19 protein-coding genes and 2 pseudogenes are annotated in these 26095 nt (G+C 71.3%); 4 read left to right on the forward strand and 17 right to left on the reverse strand.

Annotated features, from left to right (window positions below; translation table 11 throughout):
* Window positions 1-415 precede the first annotated feature (415 nt).
* Window positions 416-637, forward strand: coding sequence for a hypothetical protein (locus RKD20_RS13235; RefSeq protein WP_424877899.1), 222 nt, complete (start codon window positions 416-418; stop codon window positions 635-637).
* Between the two features lie 170 nt (window positions 638-807).
* Window positions 808-1590: a serine protease gene (locus RKD20_RS13240; RefSeq protein WP_424877900.1), complete on the forward strand. Its 783-nt coding sequence runs from the start codon at window positions 808-810 to the stop codon at window positions 1588-1590.
* A gap of 147 nt (window positions 1591-1737) precedes the next feature.
* On the opposite strand, the gene RKD20_RS13245 is transcribed toward RKD20_RS13240, so the two are convergent.
* The 14 genes and pseudogenes from RKD20_RS13245 to RKD20_RS13310 form a co-directional block, all read right to left on the reverse strand.
* Complete coding sequence (locus tag RKD20_RS13245) at window positions 1738-3135, reverse strand: hypothetical protein (RefSeq protein ID WP_424877901.1); 1398 nt, start codon at window positions 3133-3135, stop codon at window positions 1738-1740.
* 50 nt (window positions 3136-3185) lie between these two features.
* Window positions 3186-6197: a glycoside hydrolase family 3 protein gene (locus RKD20_RS13250; RefSeq protein WP_424877902.1), complete on the reverse strand. Its 3012-nt coding sequence runs from the start codon at window positions 6195-6197 to the stop codon at window positions 3186-3188.
* 116 nt (window positions 6198-6313) lie between these two features.
* Window positions 6314-6439, reverse strand: a pseudogene (locus RKD20_RS13255) (ATP-binding protein); the annotation flags it as partial.
* Between the two features lie 37 nt (window positions 6440-6476).
* Window positions 6477-6980 (reverse strand): annotated as a pseudogene (locus RKD20_RS13260) (RNA-guided endonuclease InsQ/TnpB family protein); the annotation flags it as partial.
* 238 nt (window positions 6981-7218) lie between these two features.
* Window positions 7219-8823, reverse strand: coding sequence for a citramalate synthase (gene cimA / locus RKD20_RS13265; RefSeq protein ID WP_424877903.1), 1605 nt, complete (start codon window positions 8821-8823; stop codon window positions 7219-7221).
* Between the two features lie 310 nt (window positions 8824-9133).
* Entirely contained in the window at window positions 9134-10345 is a 1212-nt protein-coding gene (locus RKD20_RS13270) for a TolB family protein (RefSeq protein WP_424877904.1), read from the reverse strand.
* Between the two features lie 25 nt (window positions 10346-10370).
* A complete protein-coding gene (locus RKD20_RS13275; RefSeq protein ID WP_424877905.1) occupies window positions 10371-12446 on the reverse strand; it encodes a hypothetical protein in 2076 nt (691 codons plus the stop codon).
* A gap of 123 nt (window positions 12447-12569) precedes the next feature.
* Entirely contained in the window at window positions 12570-13172 is a 603-nt protein-coding gene (locus tag RKD20_RS13280) for a TetR/AcrR family transcriptional regulator (protein WP_424877906.1), read from the reverse strand.
* Window positions 13169-13561: a hypothetical protein gene (locus RKD20_RS13285; protein WP_424877907.1), complete on the reverse strand. Its 393-nt coding sequence runs from the start codon at window positions 13559-13561 to the stop codon at window positions 13169-13171. Before RKD20_RS13285 ends, RKD20_RS13280 begins: the two co-directional genes overlap by 4 nt.
* A gap of 9 nt (window positions 13562-13570) precedes the next feature.
* The gene (locus tag RKD20_RS13290; protein WP_424877908.1) at window positions 13571-14596 is read right to left on the reverse strand and encodes an agmatine deiminase family protein; all 1026 of its coding nucleotides are present in this window, start codon (window positions 14594-14596) and stop codon (window positions 13571-13573) included.
* A gap of 17 nt (window positions 14597-14613) precedes the next feature.
* Window positions 14614-16326 carry an urease subunit alpha gene (locus tag RKD20_RS13295; protein ID WP_424877909.1) on the reverse strand — a complete coding sequence of 571 codons (1713 nt, stop codon included), beginning with the start codon at window positions 16324-16326 and terminating at the stop codon, window positions 14614-14616.
* The gene (gene ureA, locus RKD20_RS13300; protein ID WP_424877910.1) at window positions 16323-17045 is read right to left on the reverse strand and encodes an urease subunit gamma; all 723 of its coding nucleotides are present in this window, start codon (window positions 17043-17045) and stop codon (window positions 16323-16325) included. The genes RKD20_RS13295 and ureA overlap by 4 nt, the downstream gene beginning before the upstream one ends.
* Window positions 17046-17197: 152 nt before the next feature.
* Window positions 17198-18286: a branched-chain amino acid aminotransferase gene (locus RKD20_RS13305; RefSeq protein WP_424877911.1), complete on the reverse strand. Its 1089-nt coding sequence runs from the start codon at window positions 18284-18286 to the stop codon at window positions 17198-17200.
* Window positions 18287-18541: 255 nt separating this feature from the next.
* A complete protein-coding gene (locus RKD20_RS13310) occupies window positions 18542-19618 on the reverse strand; it encodes a 3-isopropylmalate dehydrogenase (RefSeq protein WP_424877912.1) in 1077 nt (358 codons plus the stop codon).
* Window positions 19619-19760: 142 nt separating this feature from the next.
* Between RKD20_RS13310 and RKD20_RS13315 the strand changes: the two genes are divergently transcribed.
* Window positions 19761-21326: a purple acid phosphatase family protein gene (locus RKD20_RS13315; RefSeq protein ID WP_424877913.1), complete on the forward strand. Its 1566-nt coding sequence runs from the start codon at window positions 19761-19763 to the stop codon at window positions 21324-21326.
* A 52-nt stretch (window positions 21327-21378) separates the two neighbouring features.
* Here RKD20_RS13315 and RKD20_RS13320 read toward each other — a convergent pair whose 3' ends face one another.
* The 3 genes from RKD20_RS13320 to RKD20_RS13330 form a co-directional block, all read right to left on the reverse strand.
* The gene (locus RKD20_RS13320; protein WP_020121043.1) at window positions 21379-21510 is read right to left on the reverse strand and encodes a hypothetical protein; all 132 of its coding nucleotides are present in this window, start codon (window positions 21508-21510) and stop codon (window positions 21379-21381) included.
* Window positions 21511-21812: 302 nt separating this feature from the next.
* On the reverse strand, window positions 21813-23444 hold the full coding sequence (gene pruA / locus RKD20_RS13325) for an L-glutamate gamma-semialdehyde dehydrogenase (RefSeq protein WP_424877914.1): 1632 nt from the start codon (window positions 23442-23444) through the stop codon (window positions 21813-21815).
* A gap of 39 nt (window positions 23445-23483) precedes the next feature.
* A complete protein-coding gene (locus RKD20_RS13330; protein WP_424877915.1) occupies window positions 23484-24410 on the reverse strand; it encodes a proline dehydrogenase family protein in 927 nt (308 codons plus the stop codon).
* A 127-nt stretch (window positions 24411-24537) separates the two neighbouring features.
* On the opposite strand from RKD20_RS13330, the gene RKD20_RS13335 reads away from it, so the two are divergent.
* Window positions 24538-26016: a PucR family transcriptional regulator gene (locus RKD20_RS13335; protein WP_424877916.1), complete on the forward strand. Its 1479-nt coding sequence runs from the start codon at window positions 24538-24540 to the stop codon at window positions 26014-26016.
* Window positions 26017-26095 lie beyond the last annotated feature (79 nt).

Raw genomic sequence — 26095 nt, forward strand, 5'->3', positions numbered from 1 at the left:
ATGCCATGCGGCTGGACGAGTGTGGGGTGCCTGCCGGTGGTGCTCGCGCCGTTCGGTCTCGGGGCGTTCGCGGAGTGCGGGCCGGCGAGCGGCACGCCGACCGGCGGCTGGGGGCGGGGAGCGGCGCCCTGTGCCGCCTCGGCCGGCGCCGCGTGCGGCCCTTGGCTCGGCGGCGCGGTGATCGACGCAGGGGGCGCGGGCCGGTCGCCGGTTCGGGTGAGCGCGGGGCCGGTCGCGGTGGCACTGGGGTCACGGTGCTCAACAGGCGCGCACCACGGGGTCGTACGGGCGCATCATGGACCGCATGACCAACGTTCCCGCCTGGATCACCGTCGCGTCGTACGAGAACGTCCGCGGCTGCCCGACCCCTCTGGCCGCCGTGCGGGCTTGACTGCGGGAGCGCGGAATCGACTGGATGCCCTTCGACGTCGAGCGCGAGGTGCGGTTCGGTCTCGCGTGCGGGCCCGGGTCGGACGGGCGGTGGCGGGGGTGGTTCCGGGTGGAGGTGACCGCGGAGGCGTTGTGGCGGCTCGGGTTGCACCCGGGCCAGCCGTCCTCCGTCGTCGACGGGCCCTCGCCGCCGGGGTGGTGGCATGCCGCCGGGGAGCGGTACGCCCTGACCCGTCAGGTGTCCTGAACGGCACCGTGACCGGCGGCTGAATCGCACCCCTTGTGCGCGAGTTCACAGGATTCCCATAATCCATCAACAGATTTGACCGGCCCATGTCAGAACTTGGGCGGATCTTTTGATGCCCAGACTTGGCATGAGCTCGTCAAAGCCAGCCCCCACCTGGAAGAGGCATCACCTTGAAGAAACTCCTCACTGCCGTCAAGAGATGTCTGGCGGTCGGAGCCGCCGCGCTCGCGATCGCCAGCCTCCAGCCCGTGTCGGCCGCGCAGGCCGCGCCCTCGCCCGTCGTCGGCGGCAGCCGTGCCGCGCAGGGCGAGTTCCCGTTCATGGTGCGGCTGTCCATGGGGTGCGGCGGGGCGCTGTACACCCAGCAGATCGTGCTCACCGCCGCCCACTGCGTGAACGGGACCGGGGCGAACACCAGCATCACCGCGACCGCGGGTGTCGCGGACCTCCAGTCCAGCGCCGGGCGGGTACAGGTCAGGTCGACGTACGTCTACCGGGCGCCCGGCTACAACGGCGACGGCAAGGACTGGGCGCTCATCAAGCTCGCCTCGCCGATCAACCTTCCCACGCTGAAGATCGCGACGACGACGCAGTACAACACCGGGACCTTCACGGTCGCCGGGTGGGGTGCGGCCACCGAAGGCGGGGCCCAGCAGCGGTATCTGCTGAAGGCCACCGTGCCGTTCGTGAGCGACGCGGCCTGCCGGGGATACAGCGGGTACAGCGGGCTCATCGCCAACGAGGAGATCTGCGCGGGGTACTCCTCCGGCGGGGTCGACACCTGCCAGGGGGACTCCGGCGGGCCGATGTTCCGGCGGGACTCGGCGAACGCGTGGGTGCAGGTGGGCATAGTGAGCTGGGGCATAGGCTGCGCCCGGCCCAACGCGCCCGGTGTCTACACCGAGGTGTCCACGTTCGCCTCGGCGATCGCTTCGGCGGCTGCGTCGCTGTGACGTGAGGTGAGGCGGGGGCGGTGGGCTGGGGTCCGGTGCCTTGTGCGGTGGATCCCCGGCTGTCGCCCCCGTTGGGGGCAACGCCCCCTGCGAAGAAAACCCGGTGCCGACCCCCGGGGCTCAGAACCCCCTCTCAGAACCCCCCGCTCAGAACCCCCCGCCCCCGAAGTCCCCTCCCCCACCACCGAAATCGCCCCCGCCTCCGAAGTCCCCGCCTCCCCCGAAGTCCCCGAAGTCCCCGGAGTCGAAGTCCGAGCCGGACAGGTCGCCGCCCTCGTAGCCGCCGCCGAAGTCTCCGTAACCGGAGCCGTAGTCGGCCGCGTAGGCGGGCGTGGCCATCATGCTGCCGAGGACCGTGCCGACCAGGAGCCCGGGGAGGAGGCCGCCGCCGAAGTAGCCGCCGGCCCAGGGGCCGTAGGCCGGGCCGGCGTCCCAGTAGGGGCGGCGGCCCTGGTCGGTGTCGACCTCGCGCATGACCGGGTCGCGGCCGTCGGCCAGGCGGGTGGCGTCCGCGGCGCAGACCGGGACCTCGCGCGGGGCACCGCCCGGCGGCGTCCAGGCGGCGTCGGTGACGGAGGGGCCGTGGCGGGGGTCGAAGAAGCAGGGGGCCCGGCGCTCGGGCAGCGGCCGGCCCTCGCGGCGCGCCGCGAGCTGGGCCAGTGAGAAGCGGCCGTCCTCCAGAGCCTGGGTGACCCCTCGTACGTCCTCGGGTCGGGTGGCCGCCCCCATGAGCGACTTCGCCTGCTCGTACGCGTCCAGCGACCGCTCGTAGTCCGCGCGCATCGCGTCGTCGGCGCCCGCTTCGGCGGGGTGGAAGTCCAGCCGGTCCAGTTCCTCGCCGAACGCCGTGATGTCCTCGTCCACCACCACCCGCAGCTTCTCCAGCGCGGCCCGCTGCTCCTCGGCGTGCCGGCGCCGGTTACGGAGCACCAGCGTGTACGCGCCCGCGCCACCGGCCACGAGCACCGCGCCGACCGTGATCAGTGCCGTGCTCGACACCCCGCCGCCGTCGTCCGCGGACCGCCAGGTCGACGGGGCCGAACCGCCCATGTTGGTGACCGCGGCCGCGGTGAAGTCGGTCAGCTGGGCACGGGTGTCCTCGCCCTGGACGGTCGTCACCAGGTTCCGTACGGCCGCCTTCGGCAGGACCGAGGAGTCGGCGCGGGCGTCGAAGGCCTCGCCGAGCCGGACCGCGTAGACGCCGGTGATGCCGGTCGCCGTGCGCAGCTTGGTGAACAGGTCCTGCTTCGGGTAGTCGGCGGGCAGCACCGCGACGAACAGCGGCTTGTCCGCCTTCGTGATCCGGTCCGCCAGGGCGTCGGCGTCCTTGGCGGACAGCTGGGCCGCGGCGGCCGGATCGACGTAGACCGGACTCTTACGGAGGGCCTGGCCGATCGCCGAGACGCTCGTGGCGGTCGGGTCGCTCGTCGAGGCCGATGCGGGCGGGGCGGTCGCCGCCAGGGCGGCCAGGGCCGCGAGCACCAGGGCGAACAGCAGCCCCGGAAGGCTTCGGGTCCGTACTACGGCCTGCGCGGTGGCCTTCATACTTCGACGCTACCCGAAGCCCCCCGGAAGCGACCTCTCCGCCCGCCCCCTCAGGCCGCCCGGTACGCCTGCGTCAGCTTCCGCACCGCCTCTCCGTAGCGTCCGGTCAGAAGGAGGTGCTCGGCGTCGGCGAAGGGCGCCGCGACCGCGGCCGTCATCCGCGAGCCCGCTTTGCGCTGCACGATCAGCCGGGCCTTCTCGACGAGCGCGCGGCCCCGGTCGCCGGCACCGGCCCGCTCGGCCGCACCGGCCGCGGTCCCGAGCGCCGTGAGCGTGGCCGCCCCGCCCTCCGGAACCTTGGTGCGGGTGGTCAGGCCCCAGCCGTACGGGAACTGCGGGTCGTACGTCGGGTCACCCACGTTGATCGGCAGCTGTGCCTCGGACCTGGGCCAGGTGACGGGCAGTCGGCCGGTGAAGGCACGCCTGCCGTAGAGGACGTCCGCGACGCCGTCGCCCTCGGTGCCCGGCAGCCAGGAGGCGACCAGGGCGTCGATGCCGCCGAGCCGGTCGCCGATGAGCTGCGGCCGCCCGGAGACGATCAGCACCGCGCACCTCATGGCCGCGCACACCTTGTCGACGGCGGCCTTGTCGGCCGCCGACAGCTCCAGGTCGTGGCCGTTGCCGACGTCTCCGACGCCTTCGGCGTAAGGGGTCTCGCCGACGACGACCACCCCTACGTCGTAGCCGCCGGTCGGGGCGGAGGCGTCCTTGGAGTACGTCAGCTGCGCGGAGTTCTTGCGCATCGTCTCCAGGATCGTCGTGCCGGGCGTGATGTCGCCGGAGGAGCCCTGCCAGGTGACGGTCCAGCCGCCGCTCTGGTTGCCGATGTCGTCCGCATCGGACCCGGCGACGTACACCTTCTGCGACTTCTTGAGCGGCAGCAGCCCGCCGCTGTTCTTCAGCAGCACCTGCGACTCGGCGGCCGCCTCGCGGGCCACCGCCCGGTGACCGGCGGAACCGATCTTCGAGGCGCCGCTCGTGTCGGCGTACGGCTTCTCGAAGAGCCCCAGCCTGAACTTCTGGGTGAGGATGCGGGACACCGCGTCGTCGATCCGCCGCTCACTGACCCGCCCTGCCCGCACCTCCTGGACCAGCGCGCTGTGGAAGTCCTTGTAGGCGTAGGGGGCCATGACCATGTCGACGCCGGCGTTGACCGAGGTCCGGACGTCGGAGGCGTAGTCCCCGGGGATCTGGTCGATGCCGTTCCAGTCGCTGATGACGAAGCCGTCGAAGCCGAGCTTGTCCTTCAGGACCCCGTTGATCATGTCGGCGCGGGCGTGCATCTTCACCGGGCCCTGGCCGTCGCCGACGATGTCGAGCGAGGAGTACGACGGCATGACCGTGCCGACGCCCCGGTCCACGGCCGTCCGGTAGGGGGCGAGGTGGATCGCCTCCAGCTGCTTTCGGGTGACCGTGGTGACGCCCTGGTCGATGGTGTAGGTGCCGGTGATGGAGGAGCCGTAGGCGGTGCCGCCGTCGCCGACGAAGTGCTTGGCGGTGGCGAGGACCTTGTCGTCGTCCTTCAGGTCCCGTCCGTCGCGGGCGCCCTGGAGGCCCTGGATGACCGTCTCCATGGACTCGACGAGGGCCGGGTCCTCGCCGAAGGACTCGTAGGAACGGCCCCAGCGTTCGTCCCGGGTGACGCAGAGGCAGGGCGCGAAGTCCCAGGGGATGCCGGTGGCACGGACCTCGGCGGCGGTCACGGCCCCTGTCCGCTGGGCGAGCCGTGGATCGCGGGTCGCTCCGATGCCGATGTTGTGCGGCATGACCGTGGCGCCGACCAGGTTGTTGTGGCCGTGGACGGCGTCGACGCCGTAGACGAGCGGGATCTGGAACCGGGTTGCCTGCGCCCGGAGTTGGAAGGAGTCGATCATCTTCGCCCAGGCCGCGGGGGTGTTGGGCATGGGGGTGGAGCCGCCGCCGGAGAGCAACGAGCCGAGGCCGTCGGCGGCGATGTCGGCGCCGGTCCCGACGGCTCCGCGCTCGGCCTGGGTCATCTGACCGGTCTTCTCCGCGAGGCTCATCCGGGACAGGAGGTCCGCGACCCGCTTCCTCACGGGGAGCTTGCTGTTCAGATACGGCAGCCCGTGCGCGTCGATGACGACCTGCGGGGTCTCGGCGGGAGCCTTGGCGCCGGTGACGGTGAGCTTGAGGGGGATGGTCTCGGCGGTCTCGGAGGCCGCCTTGTCCTTGAGGGTGTGCACCCGGAGGGTCCGTGCGGTGCCGGAGGCGGTGCCCGCGGGGAAGGTGAACTCGCCCTTGAGCGGGGTGTAGTCGGAGGTGGAGGCGGAGCCGCCGGCGGTCTCGTAGGCGACGGTCACGGGCTCGTCGATCGGCGCGGAGCCGGTGGTGGCGAGGGTGACCTTCACGGTGGCCGTGCCGCCCTCGTCGACCGGGTACACGGCGGAGTCGGTGAGCACCGAGGCGCGCAGCGACTGGTCGGCCCTGCCGTACAACTCGACGCCGTCCATGGCGAAGCGGCCCGGTGCGCCGACGGGCAGGGTGACGGCGTACCCCCACATCTGCGTCAGGCCCAGGACGTGGTCGATGCCGCCGACGGGCTGGTAGTCGGTCCGGTACGCGAAGTCCGTGAAGGGGATCTCGATCTGCTTCCAGCCGGTGAAGTCGTCGGTGAAGGACGTCGTCCACAGCTCGGAGGCCTCGCCGTTCGCGCCGCCGTCCTTGAGCTCGAAGGCGACCTTCTTGCCGTTGTCCTGTCCCTCCCACCAGAAGCGGATGCCCTTGCGGTCGGACCAGTCGGGGGCGGGTTCGGCGAAGGCGAAGTCGTGCGTGAAGCCGCCGTAGCCGCTGATGTCGTAGGTGCCGGAGAGGACCTGGCTCCCCTCGGGGGCGTCATCTCGGGGGCTGAGCCGGAGAGTTGGCGGATCGTCGGTGTCGCCGCCCCAGGTGAACAGGCCGCCTGCCGGCGGGTTCGCGAAGGGAACCTCGCCCTCGAAGCGGTCCACGGGGACCGGGGGCGGATCGTCGGCCGCGCGGGCGACGGCCAGGGGCAGCAGGGAGGTGAGCAGGGCGGCGGAGACGAGCAGGGCGGTTCTTCGCATGGACCTTCCCTCGGCTCTCAGGGGTCACACGGGACTTACCTCACGGCGTGAGTGAACTGAGAGCACGCGCGTCCGTCAAGACGTCGCGTCCGGCCATGCCGCCCCCGGCGCCGTCGTCAGTCCTCCGGTGACCTGATCACGAAGTCGCACCACACGACCTTGCCCGGGTCCCGTTCCCGCACACCCCAGTCGTCGGCGAGCGCGGCCACGAGCAGCAGTCCGCGGCCGTGTTCGGACTCCGGTGCCGGGTCCGGGGTCCGGATCTCGCCCTGGCCGCTACTCCTTCTGGGCCTTCTTCAGCTTCTTCTCCGCGCGGCGCAGAAAGCGCGGGGAGTCGATCTTCGTGCCGTCGGAGAGGACCGCGAAGTGAGTGAGGCCGAGATCGATGCCGATGATGCGGTCGGTCTGCGGCATCCGTGTCGCGTCGGCGGCGGGGTCGGTGTCGATGACGAACGAGGCGAAATACCTGCCGGCCGCGTCCTTGATCACGGTGACGGAAGTGGGAGTGGCGGGCAGCGTTCGGGACCATGTCACCTTCACCGCGCCGATCTACGGCAGGTTCAGACGGCCACTTGCGGTGATGTGCCAGCGGGCGTTGGCAGTGAACCGGATCGACTGCCGGGCGTCCTTACGGGACTTGAAACGGGGCGGGCTGATCTTCGGGCCCTTGCGGGTGCCTTTGAGGGAGGCGAAGAAGTTGCGGTACGCGCTCTCGGCGTCCCTCAGGGACTGCTGGAGCACCACCGCGGAGACCTCACCGAGCCAGGACCGCGCGGCTGTCCGTTACCACACCTGCATGACGATCACATTAGGCACGTCGAACCCACGTCGTCGCCGGGAACGTGTGAACGATCAGTCACCGTCGCGAGCAGGGTCCGGCTCCGCCGGAACGAGACCGCGACGCTCCGCGTCGCAGCCGCAAGATTCGCTTCACCCCCGGCCTGAAGACCGGAGCACGGCGAATGGCGTCCGGTAGCCCCGGCGAGTCCGAGTGGAGCTCGCCGGGGACTCCCGCTGCGGGCTACTCCGCGGGCTCCACACCCGCGCGCAGCAGACCGTAGGTGTACGCGTCCTCCAGCGCCTGCCAGGACGCCGCGATCACGTTCTCCGCGACGCCCACCGTCGACCACTCGCCCGTGCCGTCCGACGTGGAGATCAGGACGCGGGTGGTGGACTGGGTGCCGTGGACGCCCTCCAGGATGCGGACCTTGTAGTCGACGAGGTCGAGCTTGGCGAGCTGGGGGTAGATCTTCTCCAGGGCGACGCGCAGGGCGCGGTCGAGGGCGTTGACCGGGCCGTTGCCCTCCGCCGTGGCGACGATGCGCTCGCCCTTGGCGAAGAGCTTGACCGTGGCCTCGTTGGCGTGGCTGCCGTCGGGGCGGTCCTCGACGATCGCGCGCCAGGACTCGACCCCGAAGTACTTCAGGGGCCTGCCCTGGACCTCGGCGCGCAGGAGGAGTTCGAAGGAGGCGTCGGCCGCCTCGTACGTGTAGCCCCTGAGCTCGCGCTCCTTGACCCGCTCGACGACCCGGCCGACCAGCTCGCGGTCGCCGCCGAGGTCGATGCCGAGTTCCTTGCCCTTGAGCTCGATCGAGGCGCGGCCCGCCATGTCGGAGACCAGCATCCGCATGGTGTTGCCGACCTGCTCGGGGTCGATGTGCTGGTAGAGGTCCGGGTCGACCTTGATGGCGGAGGCGTGCAGGCCGGCCTTGTGGGCGAAGGCGGAGACGCCGACGTAGGGCTGGTGGGTGGAGGGGATGAGGTTGACGACCTCGGCGATGGCGTGGGAGATACGGGTCATCTCGCGCAGCTTGCCGTCGGGGAGGACCTTCTTGCCGTACTTGAGCTCCAGGGCCGCGACCACCGGGAAGAGGTTGGCGTTGCCGACGCGCTCGCCGTAGCCGTTCGCCGTGCACTGCACGTGGGTGGCGCCCGCGTCCACGGCGGCGAGGGTGTTGGCGACCGCGCAGCCCGTGTCGTCCTGGGCGTGGATGCCGAGCCGGGCGCCGGTGTCCGCGAGGACGGTCGCGACGACCGCCTGGACCTGGGCCGGGAGCATGCCGCCGTTGGTGTCGCAGAGGATGACGACGGAGGCGCCCGCCTCGGAGGCGGCCCGTACGACGGCCTTCGCGTACTCGGGGTTGGCACGGTAGCCGTCGAAGAAGTGTTCGCAGTCGACGAAGACGCGGCGGCCCTGCGACACCAGGAAGGACACCGAGTCGCGGACCATCTCCAGGTTCTCGTCCAGGGTCGTCCTGAGCGCCAGTTCGACGTGGCGGTCGTGCGACTTGGCGACCAGGGTGATCACGTCGGCGCCGGAGTCCAGGAGGGCCTTGACCTGCGGGTCCTCGGACGCCTTGGCGCCCGCGCGGCGGGTCGCGCCGAAGGCCACGAGCTGGGCGTGCTTGAAGTCGATCTCCTGGCGGGCGCGGGCGAAGAACTCGGTGTCCCGCGGGTTGGCGCCGGGCCAGCCGCCCTCGATGAAGCCCACGCCGAAGTCGTCCAGGTGCCGTGCGATGGCCAGCTTGTCCGCCACGGTGAGGTTGATGCCCTCCCGCTGGGCGCCGTCGCGCAGGGTGGTGTCGAAGACGTGGAACTGATCGTCGAGCTCGCTGGTTGCGGTCATGGTGTCAAGGCTCCTGAGGATTTGGATCTCGGTCGTACCGGAATGACCGGCTCCACCGCCCCCACATAGTCCCTCGCGCTCTCGCCTCCGGCTGCGGGTGGGCCAGAAATGCGAAAAACCCCTCGCGGGTGCGAGAGGTCTGCGCGCGGGTCGAGGACGACGGTGTCCGCCCGTACCTGGTCGTACGTGGCGGTCACTGCGGACCGGCGCGCCTGCTGCCAATAATCATGGCGAACGAGAGCACGGAGGAAGTCTGGCACAGACCGCCCCCGTGCTCACCCTCCGTCTCAGGATGCGAGCACTGTGCTGCTCATCGGAGGTGTCGTACGAACGCGTCGGGGCCGTCGTTGGTGTCGCCCGCCGGGATCAGCGTCGGGTCGGAGGACCGGAACAGGATCCGGCGGGCGCCGTCGGCGATCCGGCCCGGCAGGACGTCGGCGGTCGCGGTGCCGCCGGTGGTGTCGGGGGTGACGAGGGTGGTGGTGCCCTTCTTCAGGTCCCGCAGGTAGACGGGGTACTCCTTGCCGTACCGGCTGCCGGGCTCGGTCACCTCCGACGTGAAGGTGAGGTAGCGGCTGTCGGCGCTGATCGCCGCGCCCCGGGTGTAGACCTCGCCGGGTCCGCCCTGGGTGCCGTGGATGCGCTGGTTGGTGCCGGTGCGAAGGGTGTGCACGAACACGTTCCAGCTCGCGTCGGTGTCGCCGGGGACCAGGTGGGTGTCCCGGGACTCGAAGACGACCGTACGGCCGTCGCCGCTGACGGACGGGTTCAGCGACTCCCTCTCGGTCCCCGAGCCGTCGTAGGAGCGGTCGATCTGGGTGTGCTCGCCGGTGCCGCGGTCGTACATCCAGACGTCGCCCCAGTCGTCGCCGCGCGGGCCGTTGGCGTAGGTGTACTGGTAGACGATCCGGCGCCCGTCGTCGCTGACCGTCGGCTGGAAGGCGTTGCGCGGCTCCCACGTCGGCCTGGGGTGGCTGATCCGCTCGGTCGTGCCCTTGATGCGGTCGCGCAGGAAGACCACGCTGGTGTGCTCGGCGGTGTCCTGGAGGGTGTAGACGGCGTAGCGGCCGTCGGGGCTGACGGAGATCTCGGCGGGCTGCCCGGTGAAGCCGTCGGGGACCTCGATGCCGAACCCGACCCGCTTGCCCGTGGCGATGTCGTGGATCCACACCTCCGCGGACTCCGGGCCGTAGGCGTAGACGTAGCGGCCGTCGTTCAGGACCGCCACCAGGTCCCCGAAGCCCGCGAAGCGGAGCTTGCCGGTGTGCGGGTCGCGCAGGTACATCCCGCCGTGCCGGACGTTCGGGTCCAGGTCCTCGGCGTCCGAAGTCAGGGCGAGGTGGCGGCCGTTGCGGCTGATGACCGCGGTGTGCGTGCCGCCGTTGCCCGCCTTCCCCTGCGGGGTGACGCTGACCGGCTCGGTGTACGGGACCTTGGGCGCGGCGCTCACCGCGGGGCCCGTGAGTGCCGTGGTGGCGAGGGCGGCCAGGAGCGCGGCCGCGAGACGTTTCGTGCTGTGCATGGTGATCCCCCGTGATCGGTCGTTGTCATTGCACTGTCCGCAGGAACACGTCCGGCACCCCGTTGGTGTCCCCCTCCACCAGATCGGGTGACGCCGATTCGAACGCGACGACCGTGCCGTCGGCGTTGACCGAGGGGTGCCCGGCCGGCAGGTCGTTGCGGCCGCCCCAGCGGTCGACGCTGACCAACTGGCGTTTTGCTGTGGCGAGTTCGAGCGCGTATACGGACCGGCCCGAGGTGTACGCCACCCGGGTGCCGTCTCCCGACAGCGAGGGCTCGGTGCCTGCGACCCGGGTCGTGGTGCCGGTGTCGAGATCGCGGACGGCGGACGTGCGGCCCTGCTGGTAGGCGATCTTGCGGCCGTCCGCGCCGAGAGAGGGTGCCGTCGCGTGCGTCGCGGCCTTCTCCAGGGCGCCGGTGTCCAGGTCACGGACGTACACGGCACCGCCCTGCTCGAAGGCGACGTACCGGCCGGAGTAGTCGATCGACGGATGCCCCGCGGCCTCGCCGGTGGGCGCGCTGACGACGTCGGTGTCACCGCCGTTGAACTTGAAGCGGTACACACGGGGTTGCGGATCCGGGTCCGTGCCGGTGGCGGGCAGGGTCGCCGCATAGGTGAGCCACTGGCAGGTGGGGTTCACCACGGGTTGTCCCATCCAGGTGAAACGGACGCCCTGGTAGGAGCCCAGGCTGGTGAGCTTGCCGACAGCACGGTTGCGGACTTGGACGCCCGGGCCGCCGTCGGCCAAGGGGGCCACATAGCCGACCATGCGGCCGCTGTAGCAGGGCGTGCCCTCGGACGAGGGTTTCTGGTTGTCCGAGTTGACCTTCGAGAACCAGCCGGGGGTGCTCACGAACACATCGCCCTCCGACGTGAAGGAGACCACCTTGTTCTCTCCCATCACCGGGTCGTGGGACGCGCCGGCGGGCCTGGCGATCCGCTCGGTGACGGACGGCATCGGCGCCGGGTTCCCGCGCAGTTCGCCGGAGAAGACGAACACGTCGTACTCCGCGTTGGTGTCGCCCGGCACCAGGTGGGAGGCGGGCGAACTGAACACCACCGCACGGCCCTTGGCGGTCAGCGCGTTGTCCAGCACCTGCGCGTCCCGCGGGAGAGCGGCACCGCGCGCCCCGGTGCGCAGGTCGCGCACGCGCGTGCCGTCCTCGCCGGAGACGACGGCGTAGCGGCCGTCCGCCGTGACCGGGCCGGGGTTCCCGTCGGCCACCCGCCGTGACGTGCCCGTGCGCAGGTCGTGGACGTACAGGCCGCTCTCGGCACTGAGGAGGACCCTGCGGCCGTCCGCGGTGATGCGGACCAGGTAGGCGGCTCCGAGCCCGGTGTCCACCTGGGTCCGCTCGCCCGTCGTCCGGTCCCTGACGTAGACGTCGGCGGGATCCTGCTCGCTGTCGACACGCAGACCGTACGCGACCCGCGTGCCGTCGCCGCTCACCGAGGCCCCGTTCTTCTGGCCCTCCTCGGCCGGCGAGATCAGTGCGTCGGTGCCGGTGGCCGTGTCGCGGACGTACAGCAGTCGGGCGCTCCCGTCGCCGTTGCGGTTCCCGAGGGTGTACGCGACGTGCGTGCCGTCCGGGCTGATCGACTCCGCGCGGCCCAACTCGTTGGATCCGGGCGGGTCCTGGGGCCACAGCTTCTCCGCGCGGCCGGTGGCGCGGTCGTACAGGTGGGGAGCCAGGAAGCGGGGGCCCGCGGAGAAGGCGATACGGCTGCCGTCGGCGCTCGGCACCGGTGTGCCGTAGGTGTAGCCGTCGCCGAGGTCGATCCTGGTGACCCCGCCCTCGGTCACGTCCTTCACCAGCAGGCACGGGGTGAAGTCCGCGCAGCCGAAGCCCGCCGCGGCGGACACGAACGCGACGGTGCGGCCGTCGGCACTGATCGCGGCGTCGTCAGACGGTCCGTCGGCCTGGCTGCCGTCGGCGGCGGTGCTCACCCGCTGGGTACGCGCCGCGTCTGGGCGGGACTGGGCTTCGGGCTTCGCGGCCTGGGCGGTCGTGGCGGCCAGGGCCAGGACGACTGCCGCTCCCAGCAGGGCTCTTGAGGCACGTAGGGCCCCGCTCGACGGACATGCGGCGGCTCTGGACATGTATCCCCCTGTGATCCCCGTTGACGCACTGCCCCCGGCCCCGCGCCGAGGGCTGCCATCGAGGCAAACGCACCACCGACCACAGGGTCAATCGGCCTTATTGCGTACAACCCGGGCGGGAGGTCACGCGTCCGCGAGGAGGCTGTCGTCGAGGAACTCCCCCACATGGCCGAGAACCATCCCCCGGTCCGTCCCCCGCAGCCCGATCGCCACGTGGATGGAGAACCCGTCGAGCAGGGCCCGCAGCCGGGTCGCGAAGCGGTCCGGGTCCACGGCCCGGAACTCCCCCCGCGAGACCCCCCGCGCCAGCAGGGCGACCAGATCGCGGTGCCAGGCGCCCTCGATGGCGGCCTGCCGGTCACGCGCGTCTGCGCCGGCGTTCTGCGAGCGGTTCCAGACCTCCAGCCAGAGGGTCCAGTGCGGGTCGCGGTGCCCGTCCGGGACGTACAGGTCGACGTACGCGTCGAGGCCTTCGCGGGCGGTCGCCGGGCGGGTGAGCAGCCGGGCGCGCTCGGCGCCGAGCCGCCCCTCGCTCCACTCCAGGGTCTGGAGCAGCAGTTCGTCCTTGGAGCGGAAGTAGTAGAGGAGATGACCGCTGCTCATGCCGACCTCGCGGCCGAGCGCGGCCATGGTGAGCTTCTCCAGACCCCGTTCGGCGATCATCTCCATGGCCGCGGCGAGGATCCGCTCGCGCGGCGGGGCGGGGGTGCGGCGAGGGGTGCTCATACGGCGGTCACGCGCACGGCGTCGGGAAGGAAGTCCGTCTCGTATGCGCCGGAGCAGTCGGCGTACACGGTCGCCACCAACGCGCCGCACCCCGCGCACAGCTCGTTGGGGCCCTCGCGCCCGGGCGGACCGCAGCAGCCGGACTCGCTGACGGCGGGGTCGCCGGACAGGTACGCGCGAGTGTCCTCGGGGTGGGTCACCAAAGTGCCGCGCGGCCCGGCGGGCTCAGGGTCCACCGCGTACGCGCCGCGCGGGACGGTCGGCGGAGCGTGTCGGGAGCCGTCGGGGCCCTTGCGGCCGTCGAACTCCGGGCGCGGCGGCAGCTCGGGCAGGAGTCGCGGCGACTCGGTCAGCCGGTTTCCGCAGGCGGCACAGGTCAGCACGTTCACCCGTCTGTTCTACCCGACCGTCGCACGCGGCTGCTGCTGGGTGATGCAGTGGATGCCGCCACCGCCCGCAAAGATCGTACGGGCGTCCACCGGCGTCACCGTGCGCCCCGGGAACAGCCGCCGGAAGATGCCGGCGGCGAGCTCGTCGCGCGGGTCGTCGAAGCCGCAGAGCACGACGCCGCCGTTGCAGAGGTAGTGGTTGATGTAGGAGTAGTCGACCCAGTGCCCGTCGGCCTCCAGGACGGCCGGTGCGGGCACCTCGACGACCTCGAGGCGGCGGCCCCGGGCGTCGGTCGCGGACTTCAGCAGGCCCACGACCTCCTTGGTCACCTCGTGGTCCGGGTGCGCCGGGTCCGGCTGGACATGGGCCACGACCACCCCCGGGCGGGCGAAGGCGGCGACGATGTCGACATGGCCCTGGGTGCCGTACGTGCCGTAGTCGCCGGTCAGTCCGCGCGGGAGCCAGACGGCCCGGGTGGTGCCGAGCCTTTCGTGGATCTCCGCCTCGACCTGCTCTCGGGTCCAGCCGGGGTTGCGGCCTGCGCCGAGCTGGACGGTGTCGGTGAGCAGGACGGTGCCCTCGCCGTCGACGTGGAGCGCGCCGCCCTCGTTGACCAGCGGGCTGCTCAGCACCGGCACCCCGGCGAGGTCGGCGACCTGGCGGGCGATCTTCGCGTCGTGTTCCCAGCGGGCCCAGTCCTGGCCGCCCCAGCCGTTGAACACCCAGTCCACGGCGGCCAGTCGGCCTTCCCCGTCCTTGACGAACGTCGGGCCGATGTCGCGCATCCACGCGTCGTCGAGCTCGCGCTCCACCAGTTCGACGTCCGGGCCGAGCAGTGCGCGCGCGGACTCGGCGTGGCCGGGCCCGTGCACCATCGTCACCGGCTCGAAGCGGCGCACCGCGCGGGCCACGGACGCCCAGGCGACCCGGGCCGCGGCCAGTTCCCCGTCGTCGGTGAAGGTCGGGTTGGGGCCGGGCCAGGCCATCCAGGTGCGTTCGTGCGGGGCCCACTCGGGGGGCATGCGATAGGTCATCGGGGGTCCTGGGAGTCCTAGAGGAAGTACAGGCGGTTGAGGGAGACCGAGTCGGCGGGTGCGGAGGTGAGCGGCTCTCCGTCCAGCGTCACCAGGCCGGTGCGCTGGTCCACGTCCACCGCTCCGGTACGGGAGTTGCGGCGCAGGTCGGCCGGTCCGATGCCGCGGGTGCCGTGCACGGCGACCCGTCTCCTGCGGGTCGGCAGCCGGTCGTCGCCCTGGTCGAGGGCGGCCCGGGCGACGAAGGCGACGGAGATCTCGGCGGGGGTGGCGCCGTGCGCCCCGAACTGCGGTCCCAGGACGAGGGGTTCGCAGGTGTCGGTGGCCGCGCCCGGGTCACCGACCACGCCGTAGGCCGGGAACCCGGACTTCAGGACGAGTTGCGGCTTGGCGCCGAAGTACTCCGGCCGCCACAGCACGAGGTCGGCCAGTTTCCCGACCTCGATCGAGCCCACCTCGTGCGAAAGTCCGTGCGCGATGGCGGGGTTGATGGTCAGCTTGGCGATGTAGCGCAGGACGCGCTCGTTGTCGTGGCCGCCGTCCGGGGCACCGAACTCGGCCTTCATCTTCCCGGCCATCGCGAAGGTACGGCGGACCGTCTCGCCGGCCCGGCCCATGCCCTGCGCGTCGGACGAGGTGATGCCGATCGCGCCCAGGTCGTGCAGCACGTCCTCGGCGCCCATCGTCCCGGCGCGGATGCGGTCGCGGGCCATGGCGGCGTCGCCGGGCAGGTCGGTCTTGAGGTCGTGGACGGAGACGATCATGCCGTAGTGCTCGGCGACGGCGTCCCGGCCGAAGGGCAAGGTGGGGTTGGTGGAGGAGCCGATGACGTTCGGCACTCCGGCCATCTTCAGCACGTTCGGCACGTGTCCGCCGCCGCAGCCCTCGATGTGGAAGGCGTGGATCGTGCGGCCCTCCAGCACCTTCAGGGTGTCCTCGACGGACAGGCACTCGTTCAGTCCGTCGCTGTGCAGGGCGACCTGGACGTCGTGCTCCTCGGCGACCCGCAGGGCGGTGTCCAGCGCGCGGGTGTGGGCGCCCATGTCCTCGTGCACCTTGAAGCCGCTCGCCCCGCCTTCGGCCAGCGCCTCGACCAGGGGAGCCTCCGCCGACGAGGAACCGCGGCCCAGGAAGCCGATGTTGACCGGCCAGGCGTCGAAGGCGCCGAAGGCGTGCCCGAGCGCCCAGGGCGAGTTGACCCCGACGCCCCACACCGGCCCGAACTCCTGCCCGATGACCGTGGTCACGCCGGACGCCAGCGAGGCCTCCATGATCCGCGGGGACAGCAGATGGACGTGGGTGTCGACGGCCCCGGCGGTGGCGATGAGCCCCTCGCCGGACACGATGGAGGTACCGGTGCCGACGACGACGTCCACGCCGTCGAGGGTGTCGGGGTTCCCGGCCCGCCCGATCGAGCAGATCCGCCCCTCGCGGATGCCGATCGAGACCTTCCGGATGCCCTGCACCGCATCGATCACGACGACATTGCTGACGACGACGTCACAGGTCTCCCGGACGGCGGCGGCCTTGAGGTGCAGCCCGTCACGGGCGGTCTTGCCGAACCCCGCGAGGAACTCGTCGCCGTAGCGCTGGGAGTCCTCCTCGACCCGGATCACCAGCCCGGAGTCACCGAGGCGCACGCGGTCTCCGGCGCGGGGGCCGTGGGTGGCGGCGTACTCGTGGGGGGTGAGGTGCCGGGCCCCGGCGGGGTGGCCTCCGGGACGGCTCATCGGACGGCCCCCTCGTCGGACGCTTCCGGCACGCCGCTCCGCTCCCCCGCGCCCAGATATCCGCACGCCGCGGCCCGCCGCAACGCCTCCTCACGAGCACCGGGCGCGTCCAACGGCCCGTCGACCAGACCGGCGAAACCGACGGCCACCCGGGCCCCACCGATCGGCACCAGGCCGACCTCGCCCGACTCCCCCGGTCCGAACCGCACCGACGAGCCGGCGGGTATCGCGAGCCGCATGCCGTAGGCCTCGGCCCGGGGGAAGTGCAGGCGCGGGTTGGCCTCGAAGAAGTGGAAGTGGGAGGTGACGGAGACGGGCACGGTGGCGGTGTTGGTGACCGTCAACCGCAGGACCGCCTCCGGTTCGGCGTGTTCGGGGCCCGGCAGCAGCGCGCCGGGGGCCCGCTCGCCGAGCCCGCCGCCGATCGGGTCGCTGACGACCGCGAGCCGTGAACCGTCCTCGAAGACCGCCTCGACATGCACCTCGGTGACGACGTCCGCGACACCGGGCAGGACGTCGTCGGGTCCGAGCACCGACCGGGCGCGCTCGACGGCCTCGGCCAGCCGGACCCCGTCCCGGGCCGCCTCGCACACGGTGTCCGCGATGAGCGCGGTCGCCTCCGGGACGTTCAGCCGCAGTCCGCGCCCTCTGCGTGCCCGGGCCAGCTCGGCGGCCCCGAAGAGCAGCAGCCGGTCGCGTTCGGTGGGGGTCAGCCGCACGTCGTTCCCTTCTTTAGAGCAGCACTCTAAACGAGGGCGCCGAGCCAGCAAAAGGCCGGAGCCAGTCGACTGGATCACATCGAGCAGCGCTCAAACAAAAGAAGGGCCCGCCCGGAACATGTCCGAGCGGGCCCGTGGCGCGTTCGCGGAGCTCAGCCCAGCTTGTGCATCCAGCCGTGCTTGTCCTCCCTGACCCCGCGCTGGAGGCCGAGCAGGGCCTCGCGCAGCTTCAGGGTGACCTCGCCGGGCGTGCCGTCGCCGTGGGTCCAGGCGTCCGTCTTCGTCTTGACGTGACCGATCGGCGTGACGACGGCCGCGGTGCCGCAGGCGAAGACCTCGGTGAGGGCGCCGGAGGCCGCGTCGGCGCGCCACTGGTCGAGGGTGATCACACCCTCCTCGGCGGTGTAACCGAGGTCGCGGGCGACCTGGAGGAGGGAGTCGCGGGTGATGCCCTCCAGGATCGAGCCCGTGAGCGACGGGGTGACGATCCGGTCGCCGTAGACGAAGGCGATGTTCATGGAACCGGACTCCTCGACCTTGGTACGGGTCACCGCGTCGAGGTAGACGACCTGGTCGCAGCCGTTTGCGGCGGCCTCGGCCTGCGGGAGGAGGGAGGCCGCGTAGTTGCCGCCGGTCTTGGCGTCACCGGTGCCGCCGGGGACCGCGCGGACGTAGTCCTCGGAGACCCAGATGGTGACCGGCTTGACGCCCCCGGCGAAGTAGGCGCCGGACGGGGAGGCGATCAGCATGAAGAGGTACTCGTTGGCCGGGTGGACGCCCAGCGCGGCCTCCGTGGCGAACATGAACGGGCGCAGGTAGAGCGACTCCTCGCCACCGTGCGGCGGGACCCAGTCCGCGTCCTGGCCGATCAGCGCGTCGAGGGCCTCGATGAACAACTCCTCGGGCAGCTCGGCCATCGCCATCCGGCGGGCGGAGTTGCGGAAGCGGCGCGCGTTGGCCTCGGGCCGGAACACGGCGACCGAGCCGTCGGCCTGGCGGTACGCCTTGAGCCCCTCGAAGATCTCCTGCCCGTAGTGCAGGACGTGGGTGGAGGGGTCGAGGGAGATCGGGCCGTACGGGACGAGCTGCGCGTCGTGCCAGCCGCGCCCCTCGGTCCACTTGATCGTCACCATGTGGTCGGTGAAGTGGCGGCCGAACCCGGGGTTGGCCAGGATCGCCTCGCGCTCGGTGGCGGAGAGCGGGCTGGCGGAGGGCTTGAGCTCGATCGTGGGCGTCGTCATGAGTGGTTGTCCTTCACCGGTTGTGTAGTGACGGGCCGCGCTCACGCCCTTTTACTGTCAGTGACCAGTGCTAGGACGTCCGAGCATTCCCTCATTCCGCGGCTCCACGTTCGATTATCGCAAGCGGGGAGCCGGGGAAGAAACGGCGTGAAATGCGACCCGGGGGATGATGGTGACACCCGGCGGGGGACATGCGAAAGCCGCCGGGTGCGAGTGACCCGGCGGCTTCGAATGCTTTTCGAGTGATCCGCCCGGTCAGCCGGCTACTCGTACGGCCAGCGCGTCGCCGATCTCGGCGGTGCTGCGGGCGGGCTTGCCGATGGGGGCACCTCCCATGCCCTTAAGGCTATGGGGGCGCTCGGCGAGGTCGGCGGAGACCGCCTCTTCGATGCGGGCGGCCTCGGCCTCGTAGCCGAGGTGACGCAGGAGCAGCGCGACGGACAGGACCGTGGCCGTGGGATCGGCCTTGCCCTGGCCGGCGATGTCCGGGGCCGAGCCGTGGACGGGCTCGAACATGGACGGGAACTCGCCGCTCGGGTTGATGTTCCCGGAGGCGGCGACGCCGATGCCGCCGGAGACGGCCGCGGCGAGGTCGGTGATGATGTCGCCGAAGAGGTTGTCGGTGACGATCACGTCGAACCTGGCCGGGTCGGTGACCAGGTAGATGGTGGCCGCGTCCACGTGGATGTAGTCGGTGGTGACCTCGGGGAACTCCGCGGCCACCTTGTTGAAGATGTTCGTCCACAGGTGTCCGGCGAAGGTCAGCACGTTGTTCTTGTGGACCAGCGTGAGCTTCTTGCGCGGACGGGCCTGGGCGCGGGCGAAGGCGTCGCGGACCACACGCTCGACACCGAAGGCCGTGTTCACGGAGACCTCGGTGGCGACCTCGTGCTCGGTGCCCTTGCGGATGGTGCCGCCGTTGCCGGTGTACGGACCCTCGGTGCCCTCGCGGACGACCACGAAGTCGATGGCCGGCTCACCCTTGAGGGGCGTGTCCACACCGGGGAGCAGCTTCGACGGACGCAGGTTCACATGGTGGTCGAAGGCGAAGCGGAGCTTGAGGAGGAAGCCGCGCTCCAGTACCCCGGAGGGGACCGACGGGTCGCCGATGGCGCCCAGCAGGATCGCGTCGTGCTGCTTCAGCGCGTCGAGGTCGGCGTCGGTGAGGGTCTCACCGGTGGCGTGGTAGCGCTGGGCGCCGAAGTCGAAGTCCTTGGTCTCCAGCTTCACATCCTGCGGAAGGACGGCGGAGAGGACCTTGAGACCTTCGGCCACGACCTCCTGGCCGATGCCGTCACCGGGAATCACTGCGAGATTGATGCTGCGAGACATGCGGGAACCCTACTCCTCGTCCCATGGGATGACACCGACTGTCCGCGATACGGACATCGGCGTGGCTCCGGGCGTCAGCCATTCGACTGGCGTTCACCCCTAGGTATGGCGGTTGTTGGAGTCCCCTGGGAACTTCACAGCCATGGACCTCCCTGACTTCGGCATTCCGCCCCGGCTCGCGCGCCGCCTCAGCATGGCCGAGCAGCACGAGTACCTGCGGACGAAGCTGACCCGGCGCCGCACGCTGGTGACCGCGGGGGCGGTGGCGGGCGGCCTGCTGACGGGCTGTTCCACCGAAGGGACGTCCACCGCCGGCTCCGCGCCCTCGCCCGCGCCCTCGACGACGAAGGTGCACGGCTCCGCCCTCTCCCCCTTCGGCCGCCATCTCGCCTTCGGCGCCGACCCGAAGACCCAGATGCGGATCTCGTGGCAGGTCCCGCTCGCGGTCAGGAAGCCGTACGTCCGCGTCGGCCTGAGCCCCGACGACCTGAGCCGCAGGATCGAGGCCGAGCTGCGCGACCTGCACACCCCGGGGCAGACCGGCGTACGCCTCGCCCTCGACCAGTACTACCTGCACGCGGCCCTGGACGGGCTGCGCCCCGGCACCACGTACTACTACGGCGTCGGCCACGACGGCTTCGACCCGGCGGACGCGAAGCACCGCTCGACCATCACCGGCTTCCGTACGGCCCCGGCGAGCCCGGAGAAGTTCGTCTTCACCGCCTTCGGCGACCAGGGAGTGGGCACCGCCGCGGCCGCCAACGACAACCTCCTGCTGCGCCAGAAGCCCGCCTTCCACCTGCACGCCGGTGACATCTGCTACGCCGACGGCAACGGCCAGGGCCTGAAGTCGGACGGCTACGACCCGGGCTTCTGGGACCTTTTCCTCAAGCAGAACGAGGAGGTCGCGCGGAGCGTGCCCTGGATGGTCACCACCGGCAACCACGACATGGAGGCCTGGTACTCCCCCGACGGCTACGGCGGCCAGCTCGCCCGCTGGTCCCTCCCGGACAGCGGCTTCGACCCGCGTTCGACCCCGGGCGTGTACTCCTTCACCTACGGCAACGTCGGCGTCGTGGCCCTGGACGCGAACGACGTGTCGTACGAGATCCCCGCCAACTTCGGCCACACGGACGGGAAGCAGACGATGTGGCTGGAGAAGCGGCTCGGTGAGCTGCGGGCCGCCAAGGGGATCGACTTCGTCGTCGTCTTCTTCCACCACTGCGCGTACTCGACGTCCTCGCACGCCTCCGACGGCGGGGTACGCGCCGCGTGGCTGCCGCTGTTCGAGAAGCACCGGGTGGACCTGGTGATCAACGGGCACAACCACGTGTACGAGCGCACGGACGCGATCCGCGGCGGTGAGGTCGGCCGGGCGGTACCGGTCGGCGGGGCCACCGACCCGACGCGGGACGGGATCGTGTACGTCACGGCCGGCGGGGGCGGCCGTGACCTGTACGGCTTCCCCGCGGGGGTGAAGGAGAGCTACGAGGGGCGCGTGCACGACCACGAGTCCGTCGAGACCTTTCGGTGGACGAAGTCGCAGCAGCCCGACAAGGAGACCGTGGAGTGGTCACGGGTGCGCTACCGCGGGTTCTCGCTGCTCTCGGTGGAGGCGGAGAGCGGGGCCAGGCCTCGGCTGACGGTGTCGGCGCTCGCGCAGAGCGGTGAGCGCATCGACCGTTTCGAGGTGCGGCGCGGGGCCTGACGGACCCGCGCCACACCTCGTACGGGGGCGGCTCCCGACTGTGAGGGACCGGTCAGTGACCGGTCGAGCCGCCGTTGTCACGGCGGTCGAGGGCGCGCTGCAGGGCTGCGGCGGCGTTCTTGCGGTCGGACTCGCTCGTACGGGAGGTGTGACGGACTCGACGGCGGGCGGTCGTCTCGGCCATGAGAAATCGACTCCTTCGAATTTCCGGGAAGGGGACAACGAGACGCCGGAAGGGGCGGGGAGCGACGGACCGCAGGGGTTGCCTGCGCGGGGCCCGGCTCACGACCGCCATTCGCTTGATCGAGCGAGACGTTCGGCTCCTACAAAGCTAAGGGAGGAGGGCCGGTCTGTCGCCACAATTACTCGGACTTCCTACTATCTGAGACGGCGGAGTGGATCACACCCCGCTGACCTGCGGTTTCACCGAAGACGAAGAAGAAGGGGCCGGGCAGCAGCCCGGCCCCTCAAGGTGTCCGACGGGCGTCAGCCCATGTGCGGGTACGGGTAGTCGGTCGGCGGGACCAGCGTCTCCTTGATGGCGCGGGTCAGGGTCCAGCGCTGGAGGTTCTGCGGAGCGCCGGCCTTGTCGTTGGTGCCGGAGGCGCGGCCGCCGCCGAAGGGCTGCTGGCCGACGACGGCACCGGTCGACTTGTCGTTGATGTAGAAGTTGCCGGCCGCGTAGCGCAGCTTCTCCATCGTGTACGCGGCCGCCGCGCGGTCCTGGGCGATGACCGAGCCGGTCAGGGCGTAGTCGGACGCCGACTCCATCTGGGTCAGCATCTCCTCGTACCGGTCGTCCTCGTAGACGTACACCGCGAGGAAGGGGCCGAAGTACTCGGTCGTGAAGACCTCGTTCTCCGGGTCCGTGCACTCGACGACGGTCGGGCGGACGAACCAGCCGACCGAGTCGTCGTAGGAACCGCCCGCGACGATCGTGCAGGTGGGGTCGGACTGCGCGCGGTCGATGGCGGCCTTGTTCTTGGCGAAGGCCCGCTCGTCGATGACCGCGCCGATGAAGTTGGCCAGGTCGGTGACGTCACCCATGGCGATGCCGTCGACCTCGGCGGCGAACTCCTCGCGGAAACCGCTGTTCCAGATCGACGCCGGGATGTAGGCCCGGGAGGTCGCCGAGCACTTCTGGCCCTGGTACTCGAAGGCACCGCGGGTCAGGGCGGTCTTGAGGATGGCGCGGTCGGCCGAGGGGTGAGCGACCACGAAGTCCTTGCCGCCGGTCTCGCCGACCAGACGCGGGTAGGTGCGGTACTTCTCGATGTTGGCGCCGACCGTCTTCCACAGGTGCTGGAAGGTCTTGGTGGACCCGGTGAAGTGGATGCCCGCGAGGTCCCGGTGCTCCAGGGCGACCTTGGAGACCTCGATGCCGTCGCCGGTGACGAGGTTAATGACGCCCTTGGGCAAGCCCGCCTCCTCCAGGAGCTGCATCAGCAGCACGGCGGCGTGGGTCTGCGTCGGGGACGGCTTCCACACGACCACGTTGCCCATGAGCGCGGGCGCGGTCGGCAGGTTGCCCGCGATCGCCGTGAAGTTGAACGGCGTGATCGCGTAGACGAAGCCTTCGAGGGGCCGGTGGTCGAGGCGGTTCCAGACGCCCGGGGCGTTGGCCGGGGGCTGCTCGGCGAGCAGGTCACGGGCGTACTTGACGTTGAAGCGCCAGAAGTCGACCAGCTCGCAGGGGGTGTCGATCTCGGCCTGCTGGGCGGTCTTGGACTGGCCGAGCATGGTGGAGGCGGCCAGCGTCTCGCGCCACGGGCCGGCGAGCAGTTCGGCGGCGCGCAGGATGATCGCGGCACGGTCGTCGAAGGACATCGCACGCCAGGCGGGGGCGGCGGCGAGGGCCGCGTCGATGGCGTCGCGGGCGTCCTGCTGGGTGGCGTTGCGGAAGGTGCCGAGGACGGCCTTGTGGTTGTGCGGCTGCACGACCTGGAAGGGCTCGCCGCCGCCGAGGCGCTTCTCACCGCCGATGGTCATCGGCAGGTCGACCGGGTTCTCGGCCAGCTCCTTGAGCTTCACCTCCAGCCGGGCCCGCTCGGGCGAACCGGGGGCATAGCCGTGCACCGGCTCGTTGACGGGGGTGGGGACCTGGGTCACAGCGTCCATGAGATCCGTAACTCCTTGAACTTGAGCGGGTGTTCGGGCTCAGCCCTTGCTGATCATGCTGCGGACGAAGAAACGCAGGTTCGCCGGCTTCTCCGCGAGCCGCCGCATGAAGTAGCCGTACCAGTCGGTGCCGTAGGCGGTGTAGACGCGCATGCGGTGGCCCTCGGCGGCCAGGCGCAGGTGTTCGTCGCCGCGGATGCCGTAGAGCATCTGGAACTCGTACTCGTCGGGCTTGCGGCCCGCCTGCCGGGCGAGTTCCTGGGCGATGGAGATCAGGCGCGGGTCGTGGGAGCCGACCATCGGGTATCCCTCGCCCTCCATGAGGATGCGCAGGGCCCGGACGTACGCCTTGTCGATCTCGTGCTTCTGCTGGTAGGCGACTTCCGCGGGCTCCTTGTACGCGCCCTTCACGAGCCGCACCCGGCTGCCCGCGGCGGCGAGCCGGCGGGCGTCGGCCTCGGTGCGGAAGAGGTAGGCCTGGATCACACAGCCGGTCTGCGGGAAGTCCTTCCGAAGTTCCTCGTGGATGGCGAACATCGAGTCGAGGGTGGTGTGGTCCTCGGCGTCGAGCGTGACGGTCGTACCGATGGCCGCGGCGGCCTCGACGACGGGCCGGACGTTCGCGAGGGCCAGCTCGTGTCCCCCGGGAAGCGCCTGGCCGAACATCGACAGCTTCACGGACATCTCGGCCCTGGTACCCAGTTCGAGCGTCCCGAGCCGGTCGACGAGCGCGAGGTAGGCGTCCCGGGCGGCCTCCGCCTGCTCGGGGGTGGTGATGTCCTCGCCGACCACGTCCATGGTCAGCTCCAGGCCCCGCGAGGTGAGCTCCCGGACGATGGGGACGATCTCGTCGACTGTCTCGCCGGGGATGAAGCGGTCGACCACCTGCTTGGTGACCGGGGCCGCCGAGATCAGGCGTCGCATCCGGTCGCTGCGCGACGCGGCAAGAATCACGGGACCCAGCACGGGGCACCTCCACAAACCAGCAGATAGAACCACCGTGAAACCTAAGGATCCCTCCGATCGTCGGCCATCGACAGCTGTCACGCATCCGTGCCGCAGATCTCAGACAGATGTATGAAGAGCCGCGGAATTGCGGGAGAATGCCCGGGTGACGTCCGATGCCGCAGCCTTCCACCGCGCAGGTGACTACCAGGAGCTGGTCGACGAGATCTCGGAACTCCTCGGCGTACCGGCGACCCTGGAGAACCGCGACTTCGAGCTGATCGCCTTCGGTGCGTACGACAGTGAGGGCGACCTCGATCCGTCGGCGCTGGACCCCGTGCGCACCCGCTCGATCCTGACCCGGCGTTCCACGGCCGCGGTCCGGACCTGGTTCGAGGGTTTCGGCATCACTCGGGCTTCCGCCCCGGTGCGGATTCCGCCGACCCCGGAGGCGGGGGTGTACCGGGGGCGGATCTGCCTTCCCGTACGCCACCGGGGCGTTGTCCTCGGCTACGTCTGGCTCCTGGACTCCGACCCCGGTCCGACCGACGGGCAGCTGGAGGCGGCCATGCGGGTGACGGCCCGTATCGGCGCGCTGCTCGCGGACGAGGCGCAGCACGGGGCCGACCTGAGCCGGGAGCTGCGGGCGGTGCTGACCGCCGAGCGCGGCTGGCAGGCCGACATGGCGGTGGCGGCCCTGCGCACGGCACTGGGGTCCCGCGGTGACGGCCCGTACGCCGTGGTGTGCGTCGCCCCGTGGCCGTCCGCCGACCCGGAGGACGCCCCGTCGGCCCGTACGGTCCCGCACGCGACGGCCTCGTGCACGGTGCCGTGGGGCGTCTCGGCCCAGTCGCTTGCCGTGCTGGTGCGGCTGCGGGCGACGGACACACTGACCCCGGCGAACGCGGCGGCGGCCCGGTTGCTGGAGCGGGCGCGGGGTGTGGACAGGAGCGGGGGCGTCTACGGCGAGACCGGGAGCGGCGGCACGCGCGGCGGCGAGCCGAGCACGGGCCGGCCGCCGTCCGCCGAGAACAAGGGCAGCGGACCGGACGACGGCAGGTCGGCCGGAAGCGGCGACGGCGGACCGGGCGGCTCACGGAGCAACGCCGAGCGACCGGCCGGCGGCAGCAGCGCCGGACCGGTCCGCCTCACCCCCGGCGCCGTGCGCGGTACGCCGTCCTCGGGCACGGCGCGGGACAGCGCGGCCGGCCCGGTCGCCGTCGCCGCCGGGGTCGCCGCCGCGCGGGTGGGCCTCGCCGAGCTGGCCCCCGCCTGGCAGGAGGCGTCGGCCGCGGCCCGGGCCGCCCTCGCGGAACCCCGGCTCGGCCCGGTCGCGGAGTGGTCCCGCATCGGCCCGTACCGCCTGCTGACCTCACTCCCCCCGGAGACGGCCCACGACCCTGTCGTACGCCCCCTCCTCTCCCCCGCCCACCGCGAACTGGCCCGCACCGCCGAGACCTACCTCGACTGCGCGGGCCAGGCCGCCCGCACCGCCGCGGAACTGGGCATCCACCGCCAGACCCTCTACTACCGCCTCTCCCGCGTCGAACAGCTCACGGGCCTGGACCTGGACGACGGGGAGGACCGGTTGTTGCTGCACATGGCGCTGAAGGGGGCGCGGCTGTAGGTCGCGGTCGTCAGCCTCCATCTCCTCGCCGGCCTCCAGGACGAACTGGGCCCCGGGTACCTGTTCATCCGCCACGACC

The sequence above is a fragment of the Streptomyces sp. SLBN-8D4 genome, assembly GCF_049739545.1.
In the GTDB taxonomy this organism is placed as follows: domain Bacteria; phylum Actinomycetota; class Actinomycetes; order Streptomycetales; family Streptomycetaceae; genus Streptomyces; species Streptomyces canus_C.

What these genes read in the sequence shown, in the direction of transcription:
- RKD20_RS13280 (WP_424877906.1), bottom strand. Translation starts at nt 13,172, where the DNA reads ATGAGCACCCCTCGCCGCACCCCCGCCCCGCCGCGCGAGCGGATCCTC.
- RKD20_RS13315 (WP_424877913.1), top strand. Translation starts at nt 19,761, where the DNA reads ATGGACCTCCCTGACTTCGGCATTCCGCCCCGGCTCGCGCGCCGCCTC.
- RKD20_RS13235 (WP_424877899.1), top strand. Translation starts at nt 416, where the DNA reads ATGCCCTTCGACGTCGAGCGCGAGGTGCGGTTCGGTCTCGCGTGCGGG.
- RKD20_RS13275 (WP_424877905.1), bottom strand. Translation starts at nt 12,446, where the DNA reads ATGTCCAGAGCCGCCGCATGTCCGTCGAGCGGGGCCCTACGTGCCTCA.
- RKD20_RS13310 (WP_424877912.1), bottom strand. Translation starts at nt 19,618, where the DNA reads ATGTCTCGCAGCATCAATCTCGCAGTGATTCCCGGTGACGGCATCGGC.
- RKD20_RS13245 (WP_424877901.1), bottom strand. Translation starts at nt 3,135, where the DNA reads ATGAAGGCCACCGCGCAGGCCGTAGTACGGACCCGAAGCCTTCCGGGG.
- RKD20_RS13290 (WP_424877908.1), bottom strand. Translation starts at nt 14,596, where the DNA reads ATGACCTATCGCATGCCCCCCGAGTGGGCCCCGCACGAACGCACCTGG.
- RKD20_RS13295 (WP_424877909.1), bottom strand. Translation starts at nt 16,326, where the DNA reads ATGAGCCGTCCCGGAGGCCACCCCGCCGGGGCCCGGCACCTCACCCCC.
- RKD20_RS13270 (WP_424877904.1), bottom strand. Translation starts at nt 10,345, where the DNA reads ATGCACAGCACGAAACGTCTCGCGGCCGCGCTCCTGGCCGCCCTCGCC.
- RKD20_RS13320 (WP_020121043.1), bottom strand. Translation starts at nt 21,510, where the DNA reads ATGGCCGAGACGACCGCCCGCCGTCGAGTCCGTCACACCTCCCGTACG.
- cimA (WP_424877903.1), bottom strand. Translation starts at nt 8,823, where the DNA reads ATGACCGCAACCAGCGAGCTCGACGATCAGTTCCACGTCTTCGACACC.
- RKD20_RS13305 (WP_424877911.1), bottom strand. Translation starts at nt 18,286, where the DNA reads ATGACGACGCCCACGATCGAGCTCAAGCCCTCCGCCAGCCCGCTCTCC.
- pruA (WP_424877914.1), bottom strand. Translation starts at nt 23,444, where the DNA reads ATGGACGCTGTGACCCAGGTCCCCACCCCCGTCAACGAGCCGGTGCAC.
- RKD20_RS13250 (WP_424877902.1), bottom strand. Translation starts at nt 6,197, where the DNA reads ATGCGAAGAACCGCCCTGCTCGTCTCCGCCGCCCTGCTCACCTCCCTG.